The 16,502-nt window shown below is 71.5% G+C and carries 19 protein-coding genes; 12 read left to right on the forward strand and 7 right to left on the reverse strand.

Going from position 1 to position 16,502, the window contains the following annotated elements; translation table 11 throughout:
- The first annotated feature begins 34 nt into the window (after positions 1-34).
- Both ACFZDL_RS25870 and ACFZDL_RS25875 read left to right on the forward strand, forming a co-directional pair.
- Positions 35-979, forward strand: coding sequence for an NAD(P)-dependent oxidoreductase (locus tag ACFZDL_RS25870; RefSeq protein ID WP_353592530.1), 945 nt, complete (start codon positions 35-37; stop codon positions 977-979).
- Positions 980-1,011: 32 nt separating this feature from the next.
- Positions 1,012-1,410 carry a nuclear transport factor 2 family protein gene (locus ACFZDL_RS25875; RefSeq protein ID WP_353592531.1) on the forward strand — a complete coding sequence of 133 codons (399 nt, stop codon included), beginning with the start codon at positions 1,012-1,014 and terminating at the stop codon, positions 1,408-1,410.
- Positions 1,411-1,505: 95 nt separating this feature from the next.
- On the opposite strand, the gene ACFZDL_RS25880 is transcribed toward ACFZDL_RS25875, so the two are convergent.
- Complete coding sequence (locus ACFZDL_RS25880) at positions 1,506-2,126, reverse strand: malonic semialdehyde reductase (protein WP_353592532.1); 621 nt, start codon at positions 2,124-2,126, stop codon at positions 1,506-1,508.
- Between the two features lie 138 nt (positions 2,127-2,264).
- On the opposite strand from ACFZDL_RS25880, the gene ACFZDL_RS25885 reads away from it, so the two are divergent.
- From ACFZDL_RS25885 to ACFZDL_RS25900, 4 genes are all read left to right on the forward strand, one after another.
- Positions 2,265-2,999: a TetR/AcrR family transcriptional regulator gene (locus tag ACFZDL_RS25885; protein WP_353592533.1), complete on the forward strand. Its 735-nt coding sequence runs from the start codon at positions 2,265-2,267 to the stop codon at positions 2,997-2,999.
- A 23-nt stretch (positions 3,000-3,022) separates the two neighbouring features.
- Complete coding sequence (locus ACFZDL_RS25890) at positions 3,023-3,838, forward strand: AfsR/SARP family transcriptional regulator (RefSeq protein WP_353592534.1); 816 nt, start codon at positions 3,023-3,025, stop codon at positions 3,836-3,838.
- A gap of 47 nt (positions 3,839-3,885) precedes the next feature.
- Positions 3,886-5,076: a hypothetical protein gene (locus ACFZDL_RS25895; protein ID WP_353592535.1), complete on the forward strand. Its 1,191-nt coding sequence runs from the start codon at positions 3,886-3,888 to the stop codon at positions 5,074-5,076.
- Between the two features lie 188 nt (positions 5,077-5,264).
- On the forward strand, positions 5,265-7,427 hold the full coding sequence (locus tag ACFZDL_RS25900; protein WP_353592536.1) for a hypothetical protein: 2,163 nt from the start codon (positions 5,265-5,267) through the stop codon (positions 7,425-7,427).
- Here ACFZDL_RS25900 and ACFZDL_RS25905 read toward each other — a convergent pair.
- Positions 7,412-8,053 (reverse strand): TetR/AcrR family transcriptional regulator, encoded by a 642-nt coding sequence (locus ACFZDL_RS25905; protein ID WP_353592537.1) that lies wholly within the window; start codon positions 8,051-8,053, stop codon positions 7,412-7,414. The genes ACFZDL_RS25900 and ACFZDL_RS25905 overlap by 16 nt on opposite strands.
- A 112-nt stretch (positions 8,054-8,165) precedes the next feature.
- Here ACFZDL_RS25905 and ACFZDL_RS25910 point away from each other — a divergent pair, with 112 nt between their 5' ends.
- Complete coding sequence (locus ACFZDL_RS25910; RefSeq protein WP_353592538.1) at positions 8,166-8,978, forward strand: 3-oxoacyl-ACP reductase family protein; 813 nt, start codon at positions 8,166-8,168, stop codon at positions 8,976-8,978.
- A gap of 35 nt (positions 8,979-9,013) precedes the next feature.
- Here the strand turns inward: ACFZDL_RS25910 and ACFZDL_RS25915 are convergent, their stop codons facing one another.
- Complete coding sequence (locus ACFZDL_RS25915; RefSeq protein WP_353592539.1) at positions 9,014-9,196, reverse strand: DUF6104 family protein; 183 nt, start codon at positions 9,194-9,196, stop codon at positions 9,014-9,016.
- A 194-nt stretch (positions 9,197-9,390) separates the two neighbouring features.
- Between ACFZDL_RS25915 and ACFZDL_RS25920 the strand changes: the two genes are divergently transcribed.
- The 3 genes from ACFZDL_RS25920 to ACFZDL_RS25930 all read left to right on the forward strand — a co-directional run bounded on the left by ACFZDL_RS25920 (position 9,391) and on the right by ACFZDL_RS25930 (position 12,052).
- Positions 9,391-10,449, forward strand: a complete 1,059-nt coding sequence (locus tag ACFZDL_RS25920; RefSeq protein ID WP_353592540.1) for a methyltransferase domain-containing protein — start codon at positions 9,391-9,393, stop codon at positions 10,447-10,449.
- 36 nt (positions 10,450-10,485) lie between these two features.
- Entirely contained in the window at positions 10,486-11,472 is a 987-nt protein-coding gene (locus tag ACFZDL_RS25925) for a YafY family protein (protein ID WP_353592541.1), read from the forward strand.
- Positions 11,473-11,584: 112 nt separating this feature from the next.
- On the forward strand, positions 11,585-12,052 hold the full coding sequence (locus tag ACFZDL_RS25930) for a Pycsar system effector family protein (protein ID WP_353592542.1): 468 nt from the start codon (positions 11,585-11,587) through the stop codon (positions 12,050-12,052).
- Positions 12,053-12,068: 16 nt separating this feature from the next.
- Here the strand turns inward: ACFZDL_RS25930 and ACFZDL_RS25935 are convergent, their stop codons facing one another.
- From ACFZDL_RS25935 to ACFZDL_RS25945, 3 genes are read right to left on the reverse strand one after another with little or no spacing between them, the layout of a single operon-like run.
- Entirely contained in the window at positions 12,069-12,887 is an 819-nt protein-coding gene (locus tag ACFZDL_RS25935) for an SDR family oxidoreductase (protein ID WP_353592543.1), read from the reverse strand.
- A 31-nt stretch (positions 12,888-12,918) separates the two neighbouring features.
- Complete coding sequence (locus ACFZDL_RS25940) at positions 12,919-13,725, reverse strand: NAD(P)-dependent oxidoreductase (protein ID WP_353592544.1); 807 nt, start codon at positions 13,723-13,725, stop codon at positions 12,919-12,921.
- Positions 13,722-14,096, reverse strand: a complete 375-nt coding sequence (locus ACFZDL_RS25945) for a DUF6204 family protein (protein ID WP_353592545.1) — start codon at positions 14,094-14,096, stop codon at positions 13,722-13,724. The genes ACFZDL_RS25940 and ACFZDL_RS25945 overlap by 4 nt, the downstream gene beginning before the upstream one ends.
- Before the next feature lie 64 nt (positions 14,097-14,160).
- Between ACFZDL_RS25945 and ACFZDL_RS25950 the strand changes: the two genes are divergently transcribed.
- Positions 14,161-14,988 (forward strand): nucleotidyltransferase domain-containing protein, encoded by an 828-nt coding sequence (locus tag ACFZDL_RS25950; protein WP_353592546.1) that lies wholly within the window; start codon positions 14,161-14,163, stop codon positions 14,986-14,988.
- Between the two features lie 109 nt (positions 14,989-15,097).
- A complete protein-coding gene (locus ACFZDL_RS25955; protein ID WP_353592547.1) occupies positions 15,098-15,814 on the forward strand; it encodes a VOC family protein in 717 nt (238 codons plus the stop codon).
- A gap of 35 nt (positions 15,815-15,849) precedes the next feature.
- On the opposite strand, the gene ACFZDL_RS25960 is transcribed toward ACFZDL_RS25955, so the two are convergent.
- Positions 15,850-16,371: a hypothetical protein gene (locus ACFZDL_RS25960; RefSeq protein ID WP_353592548.1), complete on the reverse strand. Its 522-nt coding sequence runs from the start codon at positions 16,369-16,371 to the stop codon at positions 15,850-15,852.
- Between the last annotated feature and the right edge of the window lie 131 nt (positions 16,372-16,502).

Below are 16,502 nucleotides of genomic sequence, written 5' to 3' on the forward strand. Positions count from 1 at the left end.
GCGCGAGCAGCGCGAGCAAGAGGAGAAGAGCACGTTGAAAGGCAAGAAGATCCTGGTCACGGGCGGCAGCGGACAGGTCGGCCGCCCGGTGGCCGAGGCACTGGCCACCCGCAACGAGGTGTGGTGCCTGGGCCGGTTCGCCACCCCGGGCGTCGAGGACGAGCTGCGCGCCCGCGGGATCAGGACGTACCACTGGGACATGAACGACCTCGGCGGCGCCGCGTACGACGGGCTCCCCGACGACTTCACCCACGTCATCCACTCGGCGGTGCGGCGCGGCGAGGACGGTGACTTCAACGCCGCGATGGAGGTCAACTCCGTCGCCTGCGGCCGGCTGATGACCCACTGCCGCGGCGCGGAGGCGTTCCTGTACGTCTCCACGGGCGCGCTCTACAAGCGGCAGACCCTGGACCACCCGTACTCCGAGGACGACCCCGTCGACGGGGTCGCCGACTGGCTGCCCGCCTACCCCGTGGGCAAGATCGCCGCCGAGGGCGCCGTACGGGCCTTCGCGAGCGTGCTGAACCTGCCGACCACCATCGCCCGGCTCAACATCGCGTACGGGCCCGGAGGCTACGGCGGGGTGCCGATGCTCTACTTCAAGCGGATGCTGGCCGGCGAGCCGATACCGGTGCCGCTGGAGGGCCAGAACTGGTGCTCGCTGCTGCACACCGACGACCTGGTCAGCCAGGTGCCGGCCCTGTGGGCGGCCGCGTCCGTGCCCGCCACGCTGGTCAACTGGGGCGGTGACGAGCCGGTCGGCATGACGGACTGCGTGCGCTACCTCGAAGAGCTCACCGGCGTCGAGGCCAAGCTGGTGCCCAGTGAGGTCACCCGGGAGACTTACCAGTTCGACCCGGCGCGCCGACGGGAGCTCACCGGCCCCTGCCGGGTGCCGTGGCGCGAGGGCGTACGGCAGACCCTCGAGGCGCTGTACCCCGACCACGTCAAGCCGCGCCCGGACGCTTCCGCCACCTGAACCGAGAAGACACCGAGGAGATGCGAACAACCGTGGCGTCACAGAACATCGAGGCCATCCAGGCGTGCTACGCGGGCTTCCGCGACCGGGACATCGAGGGGATCCTCGCGGGGATGCACCCGGACGTGGAGTGGGTCCACCCGGACGGGATGGCCAAGTACGGCCTCGGCGGCACCAAGCTGGGCCACGCGGGGATCAAGGAATTCCTCGCCCATGTCCCGACCGTGCTCGGCGGGATGAAGCTCAACCCCCAGGAGTTCATCGAGCAGGGGGACCGGGTCATCGTCCTGGGCACCCGCGAGGTGACCTCGCGCACCGGCACCACCGCGACCTTGGACTTCCTGCACTCCTGGACGATGCGGGACGGAAAGGCGATGAGGATGGAGGACATCTTCGACACCGTCGCGTTCCATGAGCTGATCGAGAGCTGAGACAGCGAGAGCTGAGACAGCGAGAGCTGACATCCGGAAAGGCGACCGCCTGTGCCCCGCCGTCGGGGCACAGGCGGTCCGTATCCCGGGCTCGCTCACACCGTGGTGACGACCTCGTCGTACTCCAGGCGCGGCAGCCGGCCCATCCAGGCGTCGGGCCCCGGCTTGCCGATGTTGACGACGCACACCGCGCGGTGCCGGCCGTCCTCGAAGAACTCCTTCGACACGGCCTCGGCGTCGAAACCGATCATCGGCCCGGCGGCCAGACCCGCCGCGCGCACCCCCAGGATGAAGTAGCCCACCTGCAGCGCGGTGTTGAAGCGCGCTGAGGCCTCGCGGACGCCCGGCTCCGCGAAGATGTCCTGCGGGTTCTCCATGAACGGCACCAGCTTGGGCAGCTCCTCGTGGAAGTCCAGGTCCGCCGCGAGGACCGCCACCAGCGGGGCCTTGGCCGTCTTCTCCTGGTTGCGCCCCGTCATATGGGACACGAGGCGGGCGCGGGCCTCCGCCGAGCGCACCAGGACCACGCGCAGCGGCTGCTGGTTCATCGAGGTGGGCGCGTACTTGACCAGTTCGTAGATGGCGCGGACCTGTTCGTCCGTGACCGGCTCGTCGGTGAACGTGTTGGCCGTACGGGCCTCCAGGAACAGCTGGTTCTGCGCCTCGGGCGCCAGGGTGAGGTGGCGCAGGGCATCGCTGTTCTCCGGTGCGCTCATGGAGCTCTCTCCTCGTGGGGCGGTGGACCTAATTAATTGGACTGGACCGACTAGTCCAGTGAAGTGATGGAAGGCTAGACTCGCAAGTCCATCGAGGGCAAGAGCGCATCGGCGCCGGCGAGTCAGGAGGACGGAGCCTTGCGGACGGACAGCGCGCCGCGGTCGCGCGGTGCCGTGGGCCGGCCGGCGGGCCCTCAGCCCGCCAAGCGGCAGGCCATATTGGAAGCGGCCGTCGCCGTCTTCCTGCGCGAGGGATACACCCGGGCCAGCGTGGACGTCATAGCCGACGAGGCCCGTGTGTCCAAGCAGACCGTCTACAACCACTTCGGGGACAAGGAGCGGCTGTTCCTCGCGGCCGTCGAGGGCGAACGGGAGCGGGTGGCCGCCCGCTTCACGCCCGACCCCGACTCCGGCCCCGACGCCGACTCCGGCCCCGACTCCGTCTCCGACCCCGAGGCCGCCCCCGGCCTCCGTCCCGCCGGCGAAGCCGGGGACGAGGGCGCCGCGGAGGTCGGGACGGCCCTGGTCTCCTTCGGCCACCGGGTGCTCCAGGTGCTGCTCGACGAGCGCGCCTCCGCGCTGCGCCGCCTGGTCATCTCCGAGGTGGCCCGCCATCCCTCGCTGCGCCCGGCCTGCGCGGACGGCGAGCCCCAGCAGCTCGTCACGTACCTCGTCGACCTGCTCACCCGCCGCACCGAGCGCGGCGAGCTGTGCGTCGACGAACCGGCCACCGCCGCCCGGCAGTTCGTCGCCCTGCTCGTCCAGCAGGGCCTGCACCAGTCGATGTACGGCACCCGCCCGCTGCCCGGGCACGAAGCCGCGGCCATCTGCGAGAAGGCCGCCGACCTGTTCCTACGCGCGTACCGCAGGTGATGTGTGAGGAGGTGGCTCCACCCATGCATGTGAGCGTCCTCGGACCGCTGACGCTGCGCCACGGCGACCAGTCGGCGGTGCCCAGCGCGATGAAGCCGCGCAAGGTCCTGTCCCTGCTGCTGCTCAACGACGGCCGGATGGTGCCCGTACAGACCCTGATGACCGAGCTGTGGGGCGAGCGGCCGCCGCGCACCGGGCTGACCACGCTCCAGACGTACGTCCTGCACCTGCGCAAACTGCTCGCCCAGGCGCTCGGCGTCCCGTCGGCCGCGGTCGCCCGGGACGTGCTGCAGACCAGGCCCGGCGGCTACGCCCTGGAGCTGCGCTACGGCCAGCTCGACGTCCACCGCTACCGCGACCGCGTCGCCGAGGGCGAACACGCGCTGGAGGCCGGTGACGAGCGGGCCGCCGACACGGCCTTCCGGCAGGCCCTGGCGGTCTGGCAGGGCCCGGCCCTGGTCGACGTCGCGCCGCACGGCCGCCCCCTGCAGGCCGAGGTCGCCCGGCTCGAGCAGTCCCGGCTCACCGTCACCGAGCGCGGCATCGAGACCCGGCTGCGGCTCGGCGGCCACCAGGAGGCGCTGAGCGACCTGGCCTCGCTCGTCGTCGAGCACCGCTTCCACGAGGGCATGCACGGCCACTACATGCTCGCCCTCCACCGCTCCGGCCAGCGCACCCGCGCCCTCGCGGTGTACCAGCGGCTGCGCCTGGCCATGACGGAGGAGCTGGGCATCGAGCCGTCGGCGAAGCTGCAGCGCCTCCAGCGGGCGGTGCTGGCCTCCGACCCCCGGCTCGACTACGAGGCGGGGGCGCCGGGGCGCGGCCCGGCGGTGGCGTGACGGGTGGTTGCGGCACAGGTGGTGCCGTCACAGGTGGTGGCGCGGTGGTGAGCGGCGGTCCGATCCCCGTGCTGTGGCTGTACGGGCCGCCGGGGGTGGGTAAGACCGAGGTCGGCTGGGAGATCTTCACCGGGCTCAGGCGGGCCGGGATCGCGGCCGGCTATGTGGACGTCGACCAGCTGGGCATCTGCTACCCCGAACCGCCGTCGGACCCGGGCCGCCATCTGATGCAGGCGCGGAACGTCGGCGCGGTGGTGGCCGGTTTCCGGGCGGCGGGCGCGCGGTGCGTCGTCGTGTCCGGTGTCGTGGACACCGCTCGCGGTGTCGACGCCGACCGGATCACGGGCGCCGCGCTGACCGTGTGCCGGCTGAGGGCCGGCCATGACGAGCTGAGGCGGCGGCTCGTGGGGCGTACGGGGTCGACCGTGGCCGTGGCGGACGCGCTGCGGGACGCGGAGGCCTTGGACGCGAGCGGCGTCCCGGACGTCTGCGTGGACACCAGCGGGCTGTCGGTGACCGAGGTGGCGCGGCGGGTGCGGGAGCGCGTCGGCGGATGGCCGGACCCGGCCGCCCCCGCTCCCGCCCCTGCCCCCGCCCTCGTTGAACGGCAGCCCCCGGCGCCGGGGGTTCCGGACGCCTCCCCGGCTCCCGCGCCCGCCGGGGGTTCGGTCCTGTGGCTGTGCGGGGCGACGGGCGTCGGGAAGTCGACGGTCGGCTTCACGCTCTTCCAAAGGGCCCTGAGCGCCGGACACACGGCGGCCTACCTCGACCTCGACCAGATCGGTTTCTGTGCCCCGGCCCCGGCCGACGACCCCGGCAACCACCGGGTGAAGGCCCGCAACCTGGCCGCCGTATGGCAGACGTACCGGGCGGCGGGGGCGCGGCGCCTCACGGTCGTCGGCCAGGCCGAGGACGAGTCCGTGGTCAGGACGTACACCGACGCGCTGGCCCCGGCCACCGTGACGTTCTGCCGGCTCCACGCCGGACGTGAGCAGCTGGTGCGGCGGATTCTCAGCCGCGGACAGGGCGGCAGCTGGCCGCAGCCCGGCGACCCGCTGAGGGGGCGGCCCACCGCTCGGCTGCTCGAGGTCGCCGACGCGGCGGCGGCCGACGCCGAGGCGCTGGAACGCGCCGCCCTGGGGGACCTGAGCGTCGCCACCGACGGGCGCACCGTCGAGGAGGTCGCCGACGCGGTGGCCGCTGCCTTTGGCCGCCTCAGATCGTCCTCAAGCTTTTGATCTTTGAACCAAGTATGTACGCGGCGCTGCTAGCTTCGTAGGGTGCAATCGCCGAATGTGGCGTTCCACTTGATGACTGGTCACGGGGGAATCATGCCGTTCGTCCCGCTCGCTCCGCATCCGCACGACACGCCGTCCCCGTCTCGAGCCTCTGAGAACCGCTGAGAAGAACCGCTGAAGGGGAACTCGTGCTCACGTACCACCAGGTCATGACCATCGACCTGTCGCTCCTCGAGTCGGCCGCCACCAAATGGGACGAGGCCGCCAAGAAATTCGAAGCGGTCCAGAAGATCTACGACAGCAAGGTCAAGTCGGTCGGGCTCGACGGGACCTGGACCGGTCAGTCGAACATGGTCGCCCGCCCCAACATGCGGCTGACCGACGAGCAGTTCACCGCGGCGCCCAAGGAGGCCCGCGCCGTCGCCTCGATCCTGCGCGATGCGCACAGCCAGTTCGTGGAGCTGCGCGGGAAGGTGAAGTCGGCGGTCGCGGACGCCGTGAAGGCGGGGATGAAGGTCTCGGACGCCGGCATCGCCAGTTACGACTACTCGAAGGCCAGTGAGGCCGACGCCAATGCCGCGCGGCACGACCCCGGGATACGCGACGTCGAGCAGACATGGACCCGGCACATCGAGGCCGCGGTCAAGGCGGTCGACGACGCCGACCGGGGCGTGAAGCTCGCCCTCAAGGCGGCCGTGACGGACCCCGACCCCTTCGACGGCGTGGTCAACGGATTCAACGGCGCGGCGGAAGGCGATATCGAGAAGGTCGAGGGCAAGGAGGCCAAGGAGCTCGCGACCAAGCTCAACTCCGGCGACGATCTCAGCGACAAGGAGATGGCCGAGCTCCAGCGGCTGTTCCGGGACAACAAGCACGACAAGGCGTTCAGCCAGACATTTCTGGACGGCCTCGGCCCCAAGGCCACCATCCAGCTGAACAACAAGTTCAACAGCCTCGCCAAGGACGACGACAAGAAGGAATTCAGCGCCCTCCAGGAAGGCGTGGCCACCTCCCTGGCCACCGCGACCAAGTCGCCCTCCGACCCCTTCTACAAGAAGTGGCAGGAGGGGCTGCGCAAGGTGGGCACCGAGAACTTCGGGCGCCCGGGGGAGAGCCTTTACGGCTACCAGTCGTTCGTCAACCTCATGACGCACGGAAAGAACTACGGGAAGCGGTTCCTGCTCGACGTCGGAAACGATCTCGTCGCCCTGGAGAAGAAAGACGGAACGGACAAGTGGCAGAAGGGCGAGGGGCACAGCCTGAAATCCACCGACCCGCTCGATGACCTGCTCGGCATCATGGGCAAGCAGCCCGACGTGGCCACGGCGTTCCTCGACCCGGGCGTGAACGGCGACAACGACCACTTGAAGTATCTGCTGCAGGACCGCAACTGGCCCAAGATCGTGATGCAGACCCCGGACGGCGACATCTACTACCGGGACGACCCCGACAGCCGTACGGGTCTGGGGCCCGCGCTCGAGGCGGCGGCCACCGGAAACGTCCCCGGCACGGACCACGTTCTCGGATATCACACCGACGCCGAGGCCCGCGTCATGCACGACACCCTCACGCTCCTGGACGACGGCCGGAAGGGGGCCGGTCTGCATCCGAACCTGCGGGACAACATGGGCCGCATGCTCGTCGACTACACGCCCGAAACCCACGAGATCCTGACCCGTACGGGTACGTACGCGGACAAGGACGGGGTGTGGAGCGACGGCACGGACGACCCCAAGAACGCCCACATGTCCGTCCCCAAGGAGACCCTGACCCGCATCATGCGCGGTGTGGCGGAGGACGGTAAGGCGTTCGGCGAGATGTACGACGCCGAGCGCTTCTACTCCGCCGGGACGCTGACCAAGACGGACTTCAACAGCCCGGGCGAACGCGCCTCGGCCATCGAAGGGGCGTCCTCCGTCTTCGGTTTCTACGACGGGATCAGCTCCGACATCGCCCGCGACAAGAAGGACGACGCCGTTTCCTGGGCCAACCACGCCCAGACGGCCGAATTCGTCGCCACCGGCGGTATGCAGGCCGGCGCCAGCGCCGGTGCCTCGCTCGCGGGCAAGGGCCCGGCCACCGGATTCGTCACGGACGCCGTCTACCGCGTTCTGTACGCGGGCGTCTACGACTGGAAAGAAGACCAGGTCGCCCAGGCCGGGCAGGCGGCGGCGCAGGAGACGGAGTACCACTTCACCACCGGCCAGAAGCAGGTGAACCATCTCGTCTCCGGCTGGGCCCAGGAGAACGGCTACGGCCCCGAGAGCGGGCTGTCGCGGCACCTCGTCGGCTCCGGCCAGGAGCGCTACGACAGCGCGCGGTCGGAAGCGCTCCTCTACCTGGACGGCTGAGCCGGGAGCCCGGTCGGCCCGGCCCCGGCATCGGCGCGCTCCCACGGCAGCCGGACGAGGGCCAGGTCGACCAGGCGCCCCAGGCCGGCGCGGTCGACGCCGTACGCGGCCTGGACGGCCATGCCCTCGGTGAGGGCGAGGACATACCGCGCGGCGTCCTGCGGATCGGCGCCGGCGGGGAGGTCACCGGACAGCCGGGCCTGCTCGAAGCGCTCGGTCAGCATGGCCTCGCCCGCCCGGCGCCGGGTGCACACGTCGGCCTTCACCTCGCTCGCGGCGTCCCCGGTGACCAGCGCGCCGTGGACGAGGAGGCAGCCGGCCGGGGTGGCCGGCCCGGTCATGGCCTCGGCCGCGCCCCTGAGCCACCGGCTGACGACCTCGCGGACGGTCTCGGCCTCCAGGGCCTTGGGGCCGTATGAGAAGACCGTGTCGGCGTAAGTGTCGAGCACTCGCTTGAACAGGTCCGCCTTCGAGCCGAAGGCGGCGTAGATGCTGCCCGCCTTGAGGCCGGTGGCGGCGGACAGGTCCGCCATCGTGGTGCCCTCGTAGCCCTTGGCCCAGAAGACGGCGACCGCCGCTGACAGCGCGTCGTCGATGTCGAACTCGCGGGGGCGTCCCTTCGCCATGGCGGTGACCCTCCTCACTTTTTAAGCGCCCGTTCAAGATATCAGTTGCGCGGTGCCCGTGTGCCTGACATCTTGAACGTCCATTCAATAAATACGTTGGGGAGTGGCTGCGATGGCACAGGCGGCACAGGGCGTGAACGAGCGGGCTTCGGGCGTGCGGGCGCCGGAGGGCCGGGCTTCGGATGCGCGGAGGCTGAGCGGCAAGGTGGCGATCGTCACCGGCGGCTCACGGGGGATCGGCGCGGGCATCGCGCGCCGGCTCGCGGAGGAGGGCGCCGCGGTCGCGGTGACCTACGTCGCCGCGGCGGATCGGGCGGAGGCCGTGGTCAAGTCGGTGATCGCGGACGGCGGGCAGGCGATGGCGGTGCGGGCCGACGTCGCGGACCGCGCGGCGCTGCGGTCCGCCATCGCCGAGGCCGTCGAGAGGTTCGGGCGGCTGGACATCCTGGTCAACAACGCCGGGGTGGGCCTCATGCGGCCGATCGAGGAGATGACCGACGCGGACTTTGACCACGTCGCCGCCGTGAACCTGCGCGCCGTCTTCGCCGCCACCCAGGAGGCGCTGCGCCACATCGGCGACGGCGGCCGCGTCATCACGATCGGCAGCGTCAACGCCGACCGCGTCCCCTTCACCGGCGGCAGCCTCTACGCGCTGACCAAGGCCGGGGTGGCGGGCTTCACCCGCGGTCTGGCCCGCGAGGTCGGCGCCCGCGGCATCACCGTCAACAACGTCCAGCCCGGCCCGGTGGACACCGACATGAACCCGGCCGACGGGCCGTGGGCGGATCTCGCCCTCCCGCACCTCGCGGTGGGCCGGTACGGCACGGCCGACGAGGTGGCCGGCCTCGTCGCCTATCTGGCGGGGCCGGAGGCCGGTTACATCACGGGCGCCACGATCAACGTCGACGGCGGTTACACGGTCTGAGCCGTCGGAGGAGGCGGGGCTGCCCGACCACTCGGCTACTCCTCGTCGTCCTCGTCATCGAGCCGGGCCAGCCAGGTCGCGAGCCGCTCCACCGGGACCTCGAAGTCCGGGTTCAGGTCCACGAACGTGCGCAGCTGCTCGGCGAGCCACTCGAAGGTGAACTCCTCCTCGCCGCGCCGCTTCTCCAGCTCCTCGATGCCGCGGTCGGTGAAGTACAAGGGGGCGCTCCGGGTCGGGTCGAAGGGTGTGCGGATGCGTACGTGGTGCGTACGGCTGGTGCGTACGGGCGGTGCGTACGGGCCCAGGATAGAGCGGCCCGGGCCCGGTTCCGGCGATTGCTACGCACCGCGTAGTACGCGATGCGTAGTATGGGGTGCGAAGCGTGCCCTGTTCGCCGGAGACGAGGAGCCCCATGCGCACCAACGACGCCCAGATGCTGGTGCTCTGCACCCTCGCCGACGGGCCCCTGCACGGCTACGCCATCAACGCGGCCATCGAGAAGCTGTCGGGCGAACGCCTCGGCCCCGGCAGCCTCTACGGAGCCCTCTCACGCCTGGAGGACAAGGAGCTGATCGAGCCCCTGGCCGGGGAGGGCCGCCAGCGCCCGGTGCGGCTCACGGCCAGGGGGCGCGAGGTGCTGGAGCGGGAGCTGCGGTCCATGGCCGAGGTCACGGACCGGATGTTCGAGGCGGCGGTGCCCGACCGGATCGGCTATCTCGACCGGCTGGCCGGGACCGACGTCGGCCGCTCGTACAAGCAGCTCGTGCTCGACGCGCTGGACGCCCGCCCCGGCCACACCGCGCTCGACCTGGGCTGCGGCCCCGGCACCGATCTGGCCGCCCTCGCCGAGGCGGTCGCCCCCTCCGGGACGGTGATCGGCGTCGACACCGACCCCGCGATGGTGGACCGGGCCCGTGAGCGTACGGCGGACCTCCCCGCCGTGGACGTACGGCTCGGCGACGCCCACGCCCTCCCCCTGGCGGACGCGAGCGTCGACCGCGCCCGCACCGACCGCACCCTCCAGCACGTCACGGACCCGGCCCAGGTCCTGGCCGAGGCGCGGCGCGTGCTGCGGCCGGGCGGGCGGCTGGTCATGGCCGAGCCGGACTGGGACTCGCTGGCCGTCGACCACCCCGACCCCGAGATCTCCCGCGCGTACACCCGCCACATCGCCGACCGGATCGTCCGCAACGCCGTGATCGGCCGTCAGCTGCCCCGGCTCGCGACGGAGGCCGGCTTCGCGGTGCCGTCGGTCGTCCCGGTCACCTCCGTCTTCCGCGACGTCAGGTCGGCCGACCGGATCCTCGGCTTCCAGCGCAACGCGGAGCGCGCGGCGGCGGCCGGGTACCTCAGCGAGGAGGCGGCGCGCCGGTTTCTCGACCACCTCGCCGCGGGGCCCTTCTTCGCGGCGGTGACCCTCTATGTGGTGGTGGCGGAGGCGGGGGAGCCGGATGCCGCGCGCCGTACATGACAGGTCGCGTCATATACCGCAGGCATCCTTGGAGCCATGAGATCCGACCGGCTGCTCTCGATCATGCTGTTGCTGCAGACCCACGGGCAGCTGCCCGCCGGCACGCTGGCCGAGCGCCTGGAGGTGTCGGTCCGCACGATCATGCGGGACGTCGAGGCGCTGTCCGCGGCCGGCGTGCCCGTCTACACCACGCGCGGGCCGCACGGCGGCATCGCCCTGATGCCCGGCTTCCGCACCGACGTCACCGGGCTGACCGCCGACGAGGCCCGCGCCCTGTTCGTGCTGCTGGCCGGCCGCACCCACGCCGACCTGGGCCTGGGGCAGGCCATAGGGTCCGCGCTGCGCAAGATCATGGCGGCCCTGCCCGCCCCGCACCGGCCGGACGCCGACCTGGCCAGCCGCCGCATCCTGATCGACCCCGCCCGCTGGCGCGGCCGCCCCTCGCGCCCCGGCGCCGACCTGGCCGTCCTCCAGCAGGCCGTGTTCACCGACCGGCGCCTGCGGCTGCGCTACCGGCACGGCCGCGACAGCCGCGTCCGCTCGTACACCCTCGATCCGTACGGGCTGGTCAGCAAGGCCGGTGTCTGGTACCTCGTCGCCGACCACCGCGGCGAGCCCCGGCTCTTCCGCGCCGACCGCACCGTGTCCGCCACCGTCCTCGCCCAGCCCGCCCAGCGGCGCGACGGCCTGGAGCTGACCGACGTATGGGACACCCTCCGCCGCCGCATCGACGAGGTCCCCGCCCCCGTCTCCGTCACGGTCGGCGTCCGGCGGGAGGTCCTGGGCAGGTTCCTGCGCATCCACGAGGCCGACCTGGCGCCCGGCACCCCGCGGCACGCCGCCGAAGAGGACGGCGGCGGTACGGAACGGCAACTGGTCGAGCTGCGCTTCCGGTCGCTGGGGGCCGCCGAAGCGCTGCTCGTGTTCGGCGCCGACGCGGAAGTCCTCGCTCCCGAAGAACTCCGCCAGGCCCTGGCCCGTAAGGCGGCCGAGACCGCCACCCTCTACGCACAACAGGCGTGATGCGGAAGGCCGTAACCGAGCCGACAGGAAACGGAGTGGCGGAGCGCGGCGTCTCAGTCCTCAACAGACCGCGCCAGACCAACCTGCCGACGCGACGGGAGTGGGCACACCCATGGCAACCACCGCACCTGACCCGCGACTGGACCACGCGCAAGACCGTATCGCCGCGACGGTGGCGGCCCTGCAAGCCGACTTGGCGCGCTCCGAATCGAAAGCGAGCCTGTTACTGGCCCTGGCCGGAGCCGCGCTCGTGGCGCTGGGCTCCATGGCGCCCGACCTCCACCCGACCACCCCGGCCGCAGTGACCGGCGCCCTCGGCACCGCCGCGCTGCTGGCCACGACCGTGATCCTGCTGCTCGCGGTCCGTCCGCACGTCGGAGGCGACGACTGGACCGGCTGGCCCGCGTTGAGCGATGACCAACTGGGCGAGCGTCTGTCCTCCGGCTATCAGGTGGGGCAGGTGAGGTTCATGGCCGAACTCGCCACGCACAAGTTCCGTCTCATCCGGGCCGCGGTCGACTGCCTGCTCGCCGGGCTCGGACTGCTGGCCCTCGCGGCCGTCCTCGTCGCAGCGGCGTGAGCAAGTGCCGTGGCCTTCAGCGAAGGGTGATCACATTGCCGGTGACCAGCGCCGCATCGTCGGAGGTGAGGAACACGATGGTCTTCGCGACATCCGCCGGATCGGCGACATGGAAGTGCGTGGCGCTCGACGCGACGAACTGGCGCACCTCGTCCGTGACCCAGCCGGTGTCGGTCACGGGCGGGTGCACGACGTTGGCGGTGATGCCGAGAGGGGCCAGTTCCACGGCGGCGGACAAGGTGTAGTTGGTCTGGGCCGCCTTCGCGGCCCCGTAGGACACCTCTCCCGGAAAGCCGAGGTCGCCACCGGAGGTCAGCCCCACGATACGTCCCCAGTCGGCGCCGCGGGCCCGATGGCGACGGGCCATCTCGCCGATCAGCAACGCGGGTGCCATCGCGTCCACCGAGAACTGTTGGGACCAGGTCCGCGCGGTGACCGGACGCAGCGGTCGGCCGAACTGGTCGGCCGGATCCGGGGTGAAGGTGTCCTGGATCCACCCGGACGCGTTGTTGATCAGGATGTCGACGGGCCCCAAGCGCTCCTCGGCGACGTCGAAAAGCGTCCCGGGGGTGTCAGGGTCGCCGAGGTCCGCCTCGAACGCCTCGGCCCGGCCCCCGGCCCGGCGGATTTCCTCCACCACTTCCGTGCAGTCGGCGGCCCGCTCACGGTGGTAGCGGTCCGCCGTATCGGCGTCACGCAGCCGCAGACAGGTGCAGAGCACCGCGATGCCGCGGGCGGCGAGCTCCTTTGCCGTCGCGGCCCCGATTCCCTGATTCGCACCCGTCACGATCGCGACATGGCTGGTCACGGGTGTTGTCCCGGGTGTTTCCGGCATGCCGTCACTCCTGGCAAGTGAATGGTCTCGGTCAGGGCCGGAGGTGTTCGAGGGTGAACTCCGGCAGTGCGTACGAACCGGCCTGGGGCGCGGTGGGGTCGGCCGGGCGGTCCGAGCCGGGGATGTCGTCGGCGTGGCGTTCCGCGTCGTCGACGGGGACGTAGTCCAGCACCGCCGGGTCGGGGAGCTCCCAGAAGCGGCGGGTGTTGCCGGAGACCGCGTACACCGTGGCGAAACGCGTCGACGCCGGGGCGGTCAGCGCGGCCCGGACGAAGCCGATGGCATCGCGCGGGCTCAGCCAGGTCGCCAGATGCCGGGGCTCGGTGGGCGCAGCCTCGAAACTGCCGATACGCAGGCACACCACGGACAGCCCGAACTTGTCCGCGTACAGCTGTCCCAGAGCCTCGACGGCCACCTTGCTCACCCCGTAAAGACCGTCGGGGCGGGCCGGCTCCCGCGGCCCGGTGAGATGCCCGGCCGGGTAGAAGCCCGTCGCCCGGTTACTGCTCGCCAGCACGACCCGCTCGATCCCGGTGCGCCGCGCCGCTTCCAGGACGTGGTGCGTGCCGAGCACATTGGCTTCGAGCAGAGCCGGAAGCGGCGCCTCATCCGCCACCCCGCCGAGATGGAGCACACGGTCGGCCCCCGCGAGCGCCGCCTCCACGGCAGCCGCGTCCCGCAGATCGACGGTGTGCACCTCCTCGTTCCCGGCCTCCGGCCGAAGCGGCACCCGGTCGAGCAGAACCAGCCGCTCCGCCTCGCCCCGCAGCGCCTCCCGCACCACGGACCCGATGTTCCCCGCGGCCCCCGTGACCGCTACCGTCCCCAGACCACTCACCGCGCCTCCTTCTGGACGGCGGCGCGAGCGGCTTCGCGGCGCTGCCGCTTGCCCAGCGGCGCCTGGGACAGGTCCTCCGCGCTGGACTTGAGGTTCTTGTAGCCGTACCCGCGCTCCGTCAGCCACGCCTTCGCCGCCTCCTCGGCACGCTCCGTCGCGTCCAGGATGTCCTCCTCGGCTTCCCCCGAGTCCTGGAAGCGGAAGGTGAAGGCGGGCCGAGCCGCGATGTCGTAGCTGAGATGCCCCTCCGGGGTGAACCCCGCGCGCAGCACATCATGCTCGGCGGCGCGGGCCAGGAGTTCGGACCGCTGGTCATTGCTCAATCCGTCGAACACACCGCGGACGGTGATACGGAACGTACGAGTGGCCATCCCGCGAGCCTATGCAGCGGGATCGGTGTGGCTCCACCGAGTTTTCGCGGCGGAGGATGGGCCGATGACGATCGGGAGTATCGGGATTGAGGACATGGCGGCGCGGCTGGTGGAGGTCCCGGGCGTGGTCGGCGTCATGCTCGGCGGAAGCCGCGCCCGGGGCGAGCACACGCCGGACTCGGACTGGGACCTGGGCGTGTACTACCGGGGCCCGCTGGATGTGGAGCGGATGCGGGGGCTGGCGGCCGAGGTGGCCGGCGGGCCGGTGGAGGTCGCGGGGCCGGGCGAGTGGGGGCCGTGGGTGAACGGCGGGGCATGGCTGGACGTGGACGGGCAGGCCGTGGACTGGATCCTGCGGGACCTGGACCGCGTACGGGCGGTGTGGGAGGACTGCCGCGCCGGGCGGTACGAGGTGGGGACCCAGATCGGGCATCCGCTGGGCTTCTGGTCGCCCTGCTACGTGGGCGAGGTGGCCCTGGGGCGGGTGCTGGCCGATCCGGGCGGGGAGTTGGGCGGGCTGCGGGCCGAGGCGGGGCGCTACCCGGAGCCGTTGCGGGAGGCTCTGACGGCGGGGGCGGTGTGGGAGGCGGGGTTCCTGGTCGCGAACGCGGCCAAGTCGGCCCGGCGCGGTGACGTACTGCACGTCTCGCTGAGCCTGTCCCGGGCTGTTGGGCTGCTCGTCCAGGCGCTGTTCGCGCATCACCGCCGCTGGTGCCTCAACGAGAAGGGGGCGATGGCGGCGGTGGCGGGGATGCCGGACACGCCTGCCGGGTTCGTCGGGCGGGCCCAGTCGCTGCTGGGGGAGTTGGGCGCCGGGCCGGGGGAGTTGGAGGCGCGGGTGGCCCGGGCGGGTGGGCTGGTGGACGAGGTACGGGTGGTGCTGGCCGGGTAGCAGCGGGCTGCCGCGTCGCGCCCGGGCGGGCCGTATACCCGCCGGCGACGACCCGGCGGGCCATTAGTCAAGTTTGACTAGTGGGGGTCCGCGGCCTACCGTCCGGAGCATGGTCGAGAAGGTGATCCCCATCCTCCCCTGCCCGTCGATCCCCGAACTGGTGGAGTTCTACAAGTGCCTCGGCTTCACCGTGGACCACCTGCAGACCCGCCCCAACCCGTATGCGGCACTCAGCTACGGCGACGACATCGAGCTGCAGTTCTTCGGCAACAAGTCGGTTGTCCCGGCCGAGTCCTGGTCCACCTGCTACATCGTCACCGATCGGGTCGACGAGCTGTACGAGACCTTCCGGGCCCGGCTCAAGGCCTCCCTCGGCCGCGTCCCGACCCGTGGCCTCCCGCGCATCGGGCAGCTGAAAGACACCTCATACGGCATGAGGCAGTTCCTGATGACCGACCCCGGCGGCAACTGCGTCCGCATCGGCCGGCCCACCGGCGCCTCCCTCGAGCACGCCCCCGCACCACAAGAGCCCTTCGCCCGCGCGGTGCACAACGCCTGGCTGATCGGCCTCTCCAAGGGAGACCCCGCCCAGGCCGCCCGCATCCTCGACCACGCCCTCGCGAAGGAAACCCCCGCCACCCCCGCCGAGCACTACCGCGCCCTGACCCTCCGCGCCGACCTCGCCGCCCAACTCGACGACCCCACCACGGCCCGCACCCGTCTCGCCGAGGCCGCCGCCCTCACCCTTACCGAAGCGGAACGGACGGCACTGGCGGACGAGCTCTCTCGCGCGGCGGACCTGGCGGCCGACCTGGGGGAGGTCTAGCCGGGCCATCCCATGAGTCGGTGCCACGGTCACCATCACTGCGCGGCGGGGTCGTCGTAGTCGTTGAGAAGGGGGCTGTGGCGTTCGGTGAGTGGGCCAACGCCGAGATCTTCACGCATGAGCTTGCGCATCTTGGCGGCCGCTGTGCCGCGCGCCTCCCAGCGGGCGCGATCCTCTGGACTGCTGACAGCAGTGCCGTCGACGTAGCCGTCGCAGATGCGTCGCAGGCAGTGGAACACGCTGTTGGAGGCCTTGACGACGGGTTCGGGCGCGATGAGCCACATCCGTTCCGATGCGATGGCTATGCCTGAATCCCGAAAGGCTTCGCGCAGCACAAGCGCTCGTTCGTCGTCGGAAGGGTGCTCTCGCCTGGCCACGGCCCGCAGGGTCTCACCGAGGACCTTCACGGTGGTGGCGTACTGCGTGTAGATCTCGAGCCGCAGCCGACGACCCTCTTTGACATCCTCGTGCTTCCACCGATTCCGATCGGCGATGAGAGTGGCGACGATGCCGATCGCGGCCCCGGCCAGGGTGGAGAGCAGTGGCAACCAATCCATGCGGGCCAGCTTGGGCCATCCCGTGACGACGGCACCAGGCGGGCTTCGAGGACGAACCTGTACCGCCAGTGCCGAGACCACCCGACACCGACCCGTAATCAATCTGCCGAGACAGCACATTAGTGCCGCGC

Origin of the sequence: Streptomyces sp. NPDC007917, assembly GCF_042959105.1 — a bacterium.
Classification (GTDB): domain Bacteria; phylum Actinomycetota; class Actinomycetes; order Streptomycetales; family Streptomycetaceae; genus Streptomyces.